General features: G+C 65.3%; 12 protein-coding genes and 1 pseudogene. 5 read left to right on the top strand and 8 right to left on the bottom strand.

Going from position 1 to position 10,722, the window contains the following annotated elements:
• Window positions 1-326: PadR family transcriptional regulator (locus tag AC1DWC_RS21830; RefSeq protein ID WP_477911439.1), on the bottom strand; the 326-nt coding region annotated here is incomplete at its 3' end.
• A 417-nt stretch (window positions 327-743) separates the two neighbouring features.
• Between AC1DWC_RS21830 and AC1DWC_RS21825 the strand changes: the two genes are divergently transcribed.
• Window positions 744-1,328 (top strand): hypothetical protein, encoded by a 585-nt coding sequence (locus tag AC1DWC_RS21825; RefSeq protein WP_477911437.1) that lies wholly within the window; start codon window positions 744-746, stop codon window positions 1,326-1,328.
• 270 nt (window positions 1,329-1,598) lie between these two features.
• On the opposite strand, the gene AC1DWC_RS21820 is transcribed toward AC1DWC_RS21825, so the two are convergent.
• From AC1DWC_RS21820 to AC1DWC_RS21810, 3 genes are all read right to left on the bottom strand, one after another.
• Window positions 1,599-3,002, bottom strand: a complete 1,404-nt coding sequence (locus AC1DWC_RS21820; RefSeq protein WP_477911435.1) for an outer membrane protein assembly factor BamB family protein — start codon at window positions 3,000-3,002, stop codon at window positions 1,599-1,601.
• A gap of 453 nt (window positions 3,003-3,455) precedes the next feature.
• Complete coding sequence (locus AC1DWC_RS21815; RefSeq protein WP_477911433.1) at window positions 3,456-3,794, bottom strand: hypothetical protein; 339 nt, start codon at window positions 3,792-3,794, stop codon at window positions 3,456-3,458.
• Window positions 3,795-4,178: 384 nt separating this feature from the next.
• Entirely contained in the window at window positions 4,179-4,415 is a 237-nt protein-coding gene (locus tag AC1DWC_RS21810; protein ID WP_477911431.1) for a hypothetical protein, read from the bottom strand.
• A gap of 679 nt (window positions 4,416-5,094) precedes the next feature.
• On the opposite strand from AC1DWC_RS21810, the gene AC1DWC_RS21805 reads away from it, so the two are divergent.
• Window positions 5,095-5,574 (top strand): GNAT family N-acetyltransferase, encoded by a 480-nt coding sequence (locus tag AC1DWC_RS21805; RefSeq protein WP_477911429.1) that lies wholly within the window; start codon window positions 5,095-5,097, stop codon window positions 5,572-5,574.
• A gap of 281 nt (window positions 5,575-5,855) precedes the next feature.
• On the opposite strand, the pseudogene AC1DWC_RS21800 reads toward AC1DWC_RS21805, so the two are convergent.
• Window positions 5,856-6,078: pseudogene (locus AC1DWC_RS21800) on the bottom strand (steroid 3-ketoacyl-CoA thiolase); the annotation flags it as partial.
• 75 nt (window positions 6,079-6,153) lie between these two features.
• Here AC1DWC_RS21800 and mihF point away from each other — a divergent pair.
• A complete protein-coding gene (mihF, locus tag AC1DWC_RS21795; protein ID WP_477911427.1) occupies window positions 6,154-6,465 on the top strand; it encodes an integration host factor, actinobacterial type in 312 nt (103 codons plus the stop codon).
• Between the two features lie 220 nt (window positions 6,466-6,685).
• Here mihF and AC1DWC_RS21790 read toward each other — a convergent pair whose 3' ends face one another.
• Entirely contained in the window at window positions 6,686-6,934 is a 249-nt protein-coding gene (locus tag AC1DWC_RS21790; RefSeq protein ID WP_477911425.1) for a hypothetical protein, read from the bottom strand.
• Between the two features lie 43 nt (window positions 6,935-6,977).
• Window positions 6,978-7,766, bottom strand: a complete 789-nt coding sequence (lepB, locus tag AC1DWC_RS21785) for a signal peptidase I (protein ID WP_477911423.1) — start codon at window positions 7,764-7,766, stop codon at window positions 6,978-6,980.
• A 285-nt stretch (window positions 7,767-8,051) separates the two neighbouring features.
• Here lepB and AC1DWC_RS21780 point away from each other — a divergent pair, with 285 nt between their 5' ends.
• On the top strand, window positions 8,052-8,258 hold the full coding sequence (locus tag AC1DWC_RS21780) for a hypothetical protein (protein WP_477911421.1): 207 nt from the start codon (window positions 8,052-8,054) through the stop codon (window positions 8,256-8,258).
• A 239-nt stretch (window positions 8,259-8,497) separates the two neighbouring features.
• Window positions 8,498-8,836: a hypothetical protein gene (locus tag AC1DWC_RS21775; protein ID WP_477911419.1), complete on the top strand. Its 339-nt coding sequence runs from the start codon at window positions 8,498-8,500 to the stop codon at window positions 8,834-8,836.
• A 337-nt stretch (window positions 8,837-9,173) separates the two neighbouring features.
• Here AC1DWC_RS21775 and AC1DWC_RS21770 read toward each other — a convergent pair whose 3' ends face one another.
• Complete coding sequence (locus AC1DWC_RS21770) at window positions 9,174-10,682, bottom strand: Ig-like domain-containing protein (protein ID WP_477911417.1); 1,509 nt, start codon at window positions 10,680-10,682, stop codon at window positions 9,174-9,176.
• Window positions 10,683-10,722 lie beyond the last annotated feature (40 nt).

The raw sequence follows: 10,722 nt of genomic DNA, 5'->3' as shown, positions 1-10,722 counted from the left end.
GGTGACTGCAGTAGTGAGGTGACGCTGGTGGAGACTGCGAGCCACTCCGAAGTGCCACTCGCAAGCGCATTCACGCCGATCTCGCTGAGCGAGTAGTACTTCCGCGGCGGCCCTGACGGCGACGGCCGCTTCTCGGAAACCACGAGGCCGGCCTTCTCCAAGCGGGCCAGCAACGGATAGGCCGATCCTCCAGAGACGAGCAGATCTTGCTCGGCCAGTCGCTCTGTCAGTTCGTAGCCGTACACCGGCCGCTCTCTAAGTAATGCCAATAAGCAAAGGTCCAGCACGCCTCGAAGTACTAGGCTTCGTCTCTCCACCGCACTCATGCTTAACAAGCTAGCGACCGCTAGCTTGTTAAGCAAGAGACTCGGGTGACATTTCCTCAGAGGTACGGGATTGCGGGGACTGGTCCGACCGGTCAAGCCAGCCAATCCCCATGGCGCACCGCATCTCCCGCATTAGGTGAAACACTTCCAGTCCATCCGTGGAAGCCCTTGCCTCTCCGGATACCGGCCGTCCGAGAAGATCTCCGCCACAGCACAATCGGCCAGCACATAGGTCAGCCAGGTCGACCGCAGGCGCGGCATCGTCAACTGCGGCAACGAACGCGCGCGCTCGAACGAGTGCTACAAGTGTGGCGGCGTGGCCGAAAGCGACTCCTCCACAGGCCTCGGACCGGTTTCAGGTATTTGCCTCTCCCGGCGGGGGCACCCAGCTGCACACGGTGAATCCGATCGCCTACCGTGGCGGTCATGCAGGGTGGGAACAAGTACGTCACTGTGTCGGCAATACTCGCGACCATCTCAGTGGTGATCGCCGGATGCGGGGCGCCTCAACAGCCAGACGATCCGCGACCGCCGACGCCGGTCGCCGGCCCGCCGAGCGGAGCATGGCTCGAGGTCAGCGGAGCTTGGCCCGAGAAGGTCACCCTTCCGCCCGAAGCGAGCCCGGAATGTATCCGCTACACCGGCCCTCACACCGTTTCCGCCCGCAGTTTCACTGCGAAGACCAGCGATTTTGCGGACTACGACGCCGGTGGTGAAACCCCCGGACGAGATTTCGAGGTCGGCGTCCATGTCCCCGACGCCTCCCCGTACCCCGATGGCTCGCCCTCCGTGCCGTCCGTGATCGTCGTCTTCTCGGACAAGCAGGGCCGCCAATTCCGCCTGAGCGCAGAGGACGGCAAGGGCGCCACGATGACCGCGAACGACCACGACCCCATGGTCACGTTCGAGGTGACCGGCAACGCGGCCAGCATCGACGCAGAACCGATCCTGGTACGCGTCTCAGGTCAGATCGACTGTGAGTCGTTCGTCGACAAGCAATGAATGTCCGGCCCCGATGCCTCTCGAAGAGCGAGCGGTGGGCAGGTGCAAGCTCCAACGACTGCGACCACGGACCGCTGGCGGAACACATGCGCGACATTGCCGCCGATCAGGAAGGGCAACAACGAAACTGCCGTCATTGAAAGCTGGGGCGATCAGGGCGAAGCGCACAGAGTGGCCGGCCACCCTCGCTGCCGTCAAGCGCGACCGCCGGGCAGGGAGCTTATTCGCCCGGTGCCCGGAACGATCTCGTAGGGTGGCGCATCGCTGCAGCTACCTCCAGACGGTCACGTGGTCGAGCCACGACGTCATGAGGCTGCCCCCTGCGCTCGACACCTGAACCTGCCGAGGATCGGCGCCGTCCGGCAGAGGAAGCGACCACATGATCGTCCCGTCGCTCGCCCGGATCGCATGCGTGCCGGTGTAGTCGCCGAACACGAAGTACTCGCCGTCGGTGGCTCCGCCGCGCACCCAGTACGCGTCCTCCCACGGTGTTTGCCACATCTGCTCGCCCGTCGCCACGTCGAGGCCCGTGATGGTTTTCGAGTCCGGCGAGGTGACCAGTGCGGTGCTTCCGACGAGTGCAGCCAGGGAACTGGTCCTGCCAGCCCCGCTGTCCTGCACCAGCGCAGGGCTCCGCCACAGTTCGTCGCCTGTCACAGGGTCGTACGCGCCGTCGCCCAAGAACATCGGCGCCGCCTCCGAGGTCTTGCTGGGGTACATCTGTGCGCCGAACGCGGGAATGGGAATCGCGCGGACAGGTGAGCCGTCGGACGCGAGGAGGTCCTGCGTGCCGACCGTCCCCGACCGGGAGCCGCGACTGACGAGAAACAGGCCATCCCCGACCGGTTGGAGCGAATCGCCGTCGAAGGTGAACCGCTCGGCCCCGGAGTCGAGATCGAAGACGGTGAAGTGGTACTGCGGATCCCCCGGGCCCCGCGTCTGGCCGATGATCGTGCCGGTGTCGGGCACCGCGTAAATCGAGGCGGCGTCACCGGGGGTGTCGAAGGTGTGCCGGAAATACGCGGTGAGGTCGGTGACGGTTCCGCTGGTGAGCACCGATGTCGTGGATCCGCGGTCCGTTGTGGAACCCGACAGGTAGACGGTGTCGCCGCTGAATTGTGCGCCGTTGAAGTCGAAGTCGGTGCCGAGTTCGGCCAGCAGAGTCCCGGATGTGGTGTCCACGAAAGCTATCCGGCGGGCCTCCCAGCACGCGATGACCGGTCCCTCCACCATCGGACTGCATTGAGTTACGTGGCCGACCCGCGTCTTCCACTTCGGGGATCCGTCCGTCGGGTTGACCCCGACGAGTGTGACGGCGCCGACCGGGCGACCGGACTCCCCCGCGATTTCGGGGAGGGGCACGGCGGTGGCGGCGATGACGAGGTCACCGCCGTCGAGAACTCCGCCGTAGCCGTAGTAGGCGCCGAGCTGATACGGCATCGCCAACAGGACCTCACCGGTGTTGTCGGTGAGCCGTCCGACGTCGAGCGTCCAGGCGAGCTGCGGCGCAGTATCGAGTGAGGTGGTGACGACGGAACGCTCGGCGCCGGCAGGCGGTTCACCGCCGGTCGGGGAACGGTCCGTGCGAAGGAGCGTCACGAGCGCCCCGACCGCGACCACGAACACCAACCCGAGTACGACGAGTTTCCGGTGGTCCTTCACAGCTGCGCGCATCGCCACACGCTAACCGACCTGGCCCAACATGTTCTGAAGAGAGACAATCGTCATCCTCGTCGCGCAAAGCCGTACGATTGTCGACTCAGTGGACCTCGGGGCTGCTCAGGGCAGCAATGTCGGCGTTCCCCTTATCTTCCAGCGTTGGTTTGTCCAATACTGGTTGCGGCGCTACAGGATTTGGGAAGATCAACTTGCGGATTGCCCATCGACTTTTCGCTGATCACCTCTCCTCAGAAGAATTCCGGGATCGGACCATTGTCACCATCCACGCTGCAGCAAGAATCAACACCAGTGTCCAGCCAGCGATTGCCATCCCCGGCACATCAACGAGGACAGCGCTCAACACGCACAGCGTGATCATCGCGCCAAACAGTGGCGACAAGCGTCGACCATTCGATGCCATCCCGCCAGGCTGCCACAGCACCGGCAGCGCCCTGCTTGCCGGCTCTTTCATGCTTCGCTGCGCCGGTATCTGAGCCAGATCCACAGCGACGATGCTGCGCCGATCAGGCCGGCGATGGCGAGTGCTGACGGGCCCCATTCGATGACGAGAGTCGAGACGTGAGTGCCCGTAGCGGGGAAGGTCAGTTCACAGCGCGACGCGACGATGACAACCCAGGCCTTCTGGAAGAGCGCGGGGGACGCCACGACGGGGTCGCCACCGGCCAGCATCGATGGCGGGATGATCGGCTGCGAGATACACACTTCGATCGGGGCATTGACGAAGAACGCAGCGGTGTAGACGACGAGGCCGGCCGCGATGCCGAGCAGTGCTAGCGCGTTGCGCATCTGGCGGCTTCCCCTCGTGGTTGTGGGCGACCTACTCGCCGCCGCTGGCGGGCGTCGGGTCGTTCACTGCTCTGAGCTGTGGAGATGACATGTCCCGGTACTCGATGCCGTGCGTCTAGTTGATGCGCAGATTGATGTAGAAAATGGCCGCCGCGAAGGTTGGATAGGGATGCTCCAGGCGAGGCGCGCTCTTTGATGGCGAACCCAGGTTCGGGCGATCTCCCTGAAAGTCATTCCCCGTCAAGTGGGTTGATGGATCTGATGTCCCCTCATCTGCTTCTGATCGCCACCGTATCCCGTCGCCACCGGCACCGTGGGACAACGTCTACTCCGGAGCAGTGTGGTCAAGATGACTGGCCCCGCCGGCGTCACTCTCGGTGCCCTTTACTGCTGTCGGAGCTGGCCTTTCCACCGCGAAACAAGGAAGCGCTCCCCAGCTGCCCAAATCGCAACAGCCACCACGAGAATCAACACGGCGCTCCACCATGGAAAGCCCAGCAGGATCGAAACGAACCCGGCAACGAACATGGTCACGCTCGTCGCCCACATCCAGTAGCGATGAGGGCCACCCAGCTCGAGGCTTTCCTGCTCGATCATGTTCATAGGTTCGATGTCATCCACGATCGATCGACTCCTTCAAGCACCCGAGCCCCTACTAGCAGTTCTTCGCCCCGACCACGGGTACGTCACGCTGACACCCTAGTCAACTCCCGCGCGCGGAACCTGGGGTCAGCCCTACCCGGCGAGGTGATAATCCTCGTCCAGATCCAGCACGACATGCGCAGAATCGTCGAACCCGTAGGGGTTCAACTACTTTGGTCGATTCATTCAACATGACCGAGTTTCGGCAAATCGACCGTGCGTTCCGTTGCCCCTTCCCGCATCTCGACAACGGGAGGGCAGCACAGGCGTTCCAGCGACACTCCTGAATGTCAGTCCAGGGAACCTGGGCCCAACGGACTTCAACCGACATGAACCCTGGAACTCATCCAGATTTGTGTTATCTGGAGCCGTTCTCAAGTGTGATTTCCGACTGATCAACCTATCCGGTTCGCATGCAGCCCAGCACGCTCCGACATTGGTGAACACCCCTTCTCTCTCTGTGCACGGCGTCCACGCGTCCATGTACCAATGCCCGGCCGGTCTCCTCTGCTGCCTCGCCGGCCGTCTCGCTGGCCGACCGGTCTCGATCCATCCCTCTCTCTGGTCTGGCTGCAGGCCTGGCCGCGCCTGCTCTTCACTCGCCCCGCTCCGCTCGCATGTGGGTACTGGCGGGCGAGGACCTGCAATAGTTGCGCCCATGGAATCGGCTGCGACGTTGACGGTGAACGATGCGGGTGAACTGCTCACCTTGCAGCGTGCTGCTTACGTGACCGAGGCACAGGCCCACGGCGACCTGAACCTTCCCCCGTTGACGCAGTCACTGGACGAGTTGACGAGCGAGCTGTCCCGGCCCGAAGTGACTGCAATCGGGTTGCGCGACGATGCCGATCGTCTCGTCGCTGCTGTGCGCGTGTTCCGCTCCACGGCTGATTCGCATTTGGCCGAGTTGGGCAGGCTGGTCGTGGCCCCGGATGCGCAGGGCCGAGGGCTGGGCAGTCGGCTGCTCGAACTCGTGGAGAATCGTCTACCTGAGTCGGTCACCGATCTGCAGTTGTTCACGGGCGAACGCAGCGTCGGCAATCTCCGGCTATACGCCCGGTTCGGATACCAGGAAACCCATCGCACTCCGACTCCTGCCGGCTACGCATTGGTCCATCTCACGAAGCGGCTGCGCTGAGCTCTGCGACAGAGCTCGCTCCCCCCGCATTCACAACGCTTCGACGACTGGGGCCCGGAGTCGATCGGCCGAACTGCCTCGGCGCGGCGATTCTTACAATCGGACTCCCCGACCGCGACGATGTGGAAACTATCCAGATTGTGTGATCAGGAGCCACAGTGGAACGAGACCACCGACTGGTCAACCTTCCAATGCGCATGCAGCCCAGGATGAATCGCCATCGGCGAACATCCCGCCATCTCTCCCATCTCATCCATCTCTCTCATTCGTGAGACCGACTGGAGACGTTCGATGATCGTCCCGGTCGCCAAAGCGCCCCGCAGCACATCGCGATCAACGCAGTGGTGGCCCGCGACGCTCGAGTTCGTGCAGCACTGTGGTGATCAGTCGAGCGCCAGTGCTTCCGACGGGATGCCCGAGAGCAATAGCGCCGCCGTTGACGTTGACGTTGTCCCAGTCCGCCTTGACGACGCGCTGCGTGGCGGCGATCGGACCGTCGAGGTGTCAGTAGCACCCGCTACGGTCCGTGCGATGCTGCCGGACCGTCCGTGCCCGGCAGCCAGACGAGAGGACATCCTGATGGCACTGCCCACCCTGACCCCCGAACAGCGCGCTGCAGCACTCGAGAAGGCTGCGGCCGCGCGGCGCGCACGCTCCGAGCTCCGTGAATCGCTCAAGGCCGGGTCGATCACCCTCGACGACGTGGTGAAGCGTGCCGACACCGACGAGCTCGTCGGCCGCACCAAGGTGCTCTACGTCCTGGAATCGCTCCCGGGCGTCGGCAAGGTCACCGCCCGCGAGATCATCACCGAACTCGGCATCGCCGAGACCCGCCGCCTGAGCGGCCTCGGATCCCGCCAGCGCGTGGATCTGCTCAGCCGCCTGAACTGACCGTTTCCGCCCAACGGCCCCGGGGTTGATCTGATTCGCAGCGAAGGACGCAAGGCGGGTGGACAGCCGCGGGGCCGCGGCCGGCGTCCTGGAGTTGACCGGTGTCGTCCGTGGGCGATACAGGCCGACGCCCCCACTGCTGCAGTGCAGGCCCGGCGCACCTCTTCATCGCCGGGCCTGCAGAAACGGCGTCCCCACCTGAGATGCCGCGCACCCGGGGTCAGTAGCCCTCGCAGGATCGCCCGGTGACGGTTCCCTGCTGGCAGAGGTACTGCAGTTGGGTTTCGCCGCTGGTGGGGTCCTCACCGCACAGGGTCCCGCATCTCTCGTAGCCGCTGACGACTCCGTCACCCTCGCGGTCTTGGCTCGGGTCGTAGGGATAGCCGGAGGTGCCGGCCCCCGAGCCCGGGCGGGTGTCCGGGCACGCGGGATCGGTCGACGAGTAGCTGTCATCGGTGTAGACCGCCACTCCCCCGTAGTCGCAGTAACAGATTCTGCCGACCGACTCCCGCCTAGCGCTGCGGGTCGACGGCGTGCACGACTCCCCACCGTGATGGCGGAAGGACGATGAGCCGCACCTCGCCGATGATGTTCGACACCGGGACCGCACCTCCCAGGTCGTCGTTCATGTGGAATCGCGAGTCCTTCGAGTTGGCCCGGTTGTCGCCCATCACCCACACGCTGGCGTCCGGCACCACCACCGGGCCGAAGAACACCCCTTGGCACGGGACACCGTTGCGGGGCGATGTACGGCTGTCGATGTACGGCTCGACCAGCGTCTTCCCGTCGACTTTCAGCCCTTCGTCGCCGGGCCGGCATTGCACCGTCTGTCCGGCCACCGCGACAACACGTTTGACGAGATCGTTCTCGTCCGGCGGCACCAGACCCACTGCCGAGCCGACATTCTCGATCCCGCGCAGCACGGGGTTCCCCGACCGCCGCGACGAATAGTCCGTGTTCCACGACGGCGGCCCCTCGAAGACCACGACGTCGCCCGGTTCCGGGTCGCCGAAGCGGTAGGCGATCTTGTCCACCACGATCCGATCGCCCGTGCATCCCGCGCAGCCGTGCAATGTCGGTTCCATCGATTCCGAGGGAATCAGGTAGACCCGGCCCACGAACATCTGAAGGAGGAAGCTGAGCACGAGTGCAACGCCGATGAGGATTGGCAGTTCGTGCCAACCGGATCGGCGCCGCGGTTTCGGCGCCGCCGATTCCGTCGTCTCGCGCGGATCGTCGTCGACTCGGTCGCCCGTTTCCGGGTCGAAGGATGCAGGATCAGGCCCCCCAAATTCCGCCACCCGGCAAACCTATTCGAGATGTCGCCCCGGCACTCCCATTCTGCACTGACCGGGCGTCCTGTTTGACGAACGTCGGCAAGACTGGACCGAGCGCTTCCAGCGTTCCGCGGTCGCGCCCTAGCTGCACGTCAGCGTGCCCAGATCTGTGTGATCAGGAGCCCTCGCTGCGTGATTGCCGACCGGTCGCCCTATCCAATCCTCCTGCAGCCCATGATGAACCACCTTTGGTGAACACCTCCTGGTCCTCCAGGTAACGACCGTCCAGTACGGCGCGATGAACTGTGCATGACGAAGATGAGAGCTGCGATCACGGTGGGACTTGTCGGTGCGCTCGTGCTGCTCGGCGGCGGCGTGGCGAATGCGAGCCCGCCGGGGTTCGACCCGCTGGGTGGTCTACCGTTGCCGGTCGCCGACTTCCTTCGCGCCGTCCTCGCACCAGTCGTGCAGTTGGCCGTGGACACATGGAACTTCTTCGGCGCGCTTTCGTCCTAGCTCGCATACGCCTTCCCGGCGGAGCCGAATACTGACTCATGTTCCTTGCAGCCGTTGAAACATCACTGGATATCGATCGATTCAGGGGGAATGGAATGGTCATAGCTGGCCGACGGGTATTTGCGTTGTCCGCACTGGCTTTGGGAATGGAGATCGCGTTAGCGCCGGCCGCAGGGGCGAATCCCCCGCCCGCGCCGCCGCCGCTGTCTTCGGGGTCTTCAGCGCCTACGCTGCCGACCTTGCCTGGGGGCCTCACGCAGGGGGTGCTGACCGCGGCATTCGACGCCGGGATGCCGGTCGTCGAGGCCGCGGGAACCCAAAAGCCGCCGTGGTACTCGAATCCGACGGTCTTCTACCGCGTGGTCACCGACCGCAACGCGTTGTCGACGCCGTCCCCCAAGTTCGTCGTCACCGGTCAGCGGCCTCCAGAAACGTTCGGGGTTCTCCCGACCGGGGTCGCTGGGCCGATCGCCACCTGGGATCCTCGCGGAACCGACCCGAACGTTCAATGGGCATTCGCGACTACACCGACGGTGTGCGCAGCGAACTGCGCCGGGGTTGCGTACTTCAGGTACTGAGACGAGCCGGCCTTACCGCCAGTGACCAGTTCGCAGTGCGGTACCGGTGCGCCGTCGGCGCCCGTGGACGCTTTTCTACCGATCAGGCCGTGCTGAAATGTCTCTATCTCGCCACCCTGGCACTGGACCGACTGGGAAGGTCGGAGCGCGATGGGCAGCGAGGCGGAAGCCAGCGCTGAACGCGCGTCCGCGACCACGTTCGAGGCCCGGATCACCCGGGCGAGACCCGACCAACCGGAAATCTGACACTCCCGCCGTTGCGGGGCAGTGATGCCCCGAACGCGGGGTGCGCCGCCGACTGTGTCAACGGCGCACCCCGTTTGCGAGCTGGTGCCTGTCAGGAGGAACCGAACAGGTTACCGAGGCTGCCGAAACCGCCGCCGGGGTTGGTCGCGCCGGGCACGATCAGCGTCTGCGGCGCCGCTGACGAGCTGGTGAACCCCGCGGCACCGGTGAACTCCGCGGTGACGTTGTAGGTGCCGGAGTTGGCGAACGTCGTCGTGAGGGTCGCGACACCGTCGACCACGTCGACCGGTCCACCGATCAGTGCGTCACCGATCTTGAACTGCACCTTGCCCTTGGCGTTGGCCGGGTCGACCGTCGCCTCGAGAACCACCGGCACGTTCTTCTCGACCGTGCCGAGCGGGGCCAACGTGGTCGTGGTGTCCACGTCCGCCGGAGCGGGCGTGGTGACGCTGACCGGGTAGGCCAGCGAGGCGGACGGGGCGAATCCCGTTGTGCCGGTGAACTTCGCAACAACCTTGTGGGTACCAGTGCTGGTGAAGGTGTACGGCGCGACTGCCACGCCGTCGGTGCCGACCATGCCCGGAATGGGGGCACCGTCGTCGACCACGAAGTTCACTGTGCCGCCGCTGCCCGCGGGATCGACCTTCGCGGTCAGGTTGACGTCCTGGCCCACCTTGGCGTTGTTCGGCGCGGTCACCGTCGTGGTGGTCGGCGCGTCCGGGGGTGCGTCCGTGGTCACCGTGACGACCTTGGCGGCCGAGGTGGACGCCAGGAAGCCGGTGGCGCCGGAGTACTCGGCGGTGATCGAGTGGTCGCCGTCGGTGGTGAAGGTCGGCGAGATCGACGCGCTGCCGCCCGCGACGGTGACCGGGTCGCCGAGCGGGGCGCCGCCGTCCTTGAACTGCACGGTGCCGCCGTTGGCGCCGGGAGCGACGTTGGCGGTCAAGGTGACCGGGGTGCCGTTCTTGACGGCGCCGGGTCCGACGATCGTCGTCGTGGTCGCCTTGTCGGCCTCGACGATCCTCGTCGTCGCCAGCGCGCCGGCACCCGAGTTGAGGGGCGCGCTGGCGCCGTCACGCGGGGTGCACTGGGTGGGGGCCCATGCGGTGACGAACAGAGCCGTGGCCTTCGGCAGGAACGTCAGGAAGTTCGCATCGTTCGCCCACTGGCCTGCAGCGCCGGCGGTGCGCAGCTTGATGTCGACGTCGCCGGACGCGCCCGCCCTCAGTCGCGCCTTGACCTGGGGCAGCTGGAAGGTGGTGTTCGTGCCGGACACCGCCTTCGCGACGATGCCTCCCTCGGAGCTCTTGCTGGAATTGGGACCGTTTCCGATCACCGCGTTGTTGCCCGAGAGACGGATAATGGTCCCGTTCGGGTCGACGTTGCCGTTCTCGTTGACTCGCAATATGTTCGGCGTAACGCCGCTGAGCCCGAAGCCCGTACCGGGCACGATGTCGGCACCGAGGAACTCCGCGTTCTGCGGAATGGCGACGTCGATCTTGATCCGCGAGACGTTCTGCACGGTCGCCGCCGACACCGAGTTCGGGAAGGTGATCGGCGGCGGCGTGATGGAAACGTCGAACTGGTCGCCGGCGTTCACCTCGCCCGGGGCATCGACCGTGACCGAGGAGGGCTGCGCC

The sequence above is a fragment of the Rhodococcus sp. P4_C10 genome, assembly GCF_056402135.1.
Note: the sequence above shows the minus strand (reverse complement) of the source record. Positions and strands in the feature narration are given on the sequence as shown.

Bases quoted from the DNA above. Each gene is read 5' to 3' on its own strand.
- AC1DWC_RS21820 (WP_477911435.1), bottom strand. From the start codon at position 3,002: ATGCGCGCAGCTGTGAAGGACCACCGGAAACTCGTCGTACTCGGGTTG.
- AC1DWC_RS21815 (WP_477911433.1), bottom strand. From the start codon at position 3,794: ATGCGCAACGCGCTAGCACTGCTCGGCATCGCGGCCGGCCTCGTCGTC.
- AC1DWC_RS21805 (WP_477911429.1), top strand. From the start codon at position 5,095: ATGGAATCGGCTGCGACGTTGACGGTGAACGATGCGGGTGAACTGCTC.
- mihF (WP_477911427.1), top strand. From the start codon at position 6,154: ATGGCACTGCCCACCCTGACCCCCGAACAGCGCGCTGCAGCACTCGAG.
- AC1DWC_RS21780 (WP_477911421.1), top strand. From the start codon at position 8,052: ATGACGAAGATGAGAGCTGCGATCACGGTGGGACTTGTCGGTGCGCTC.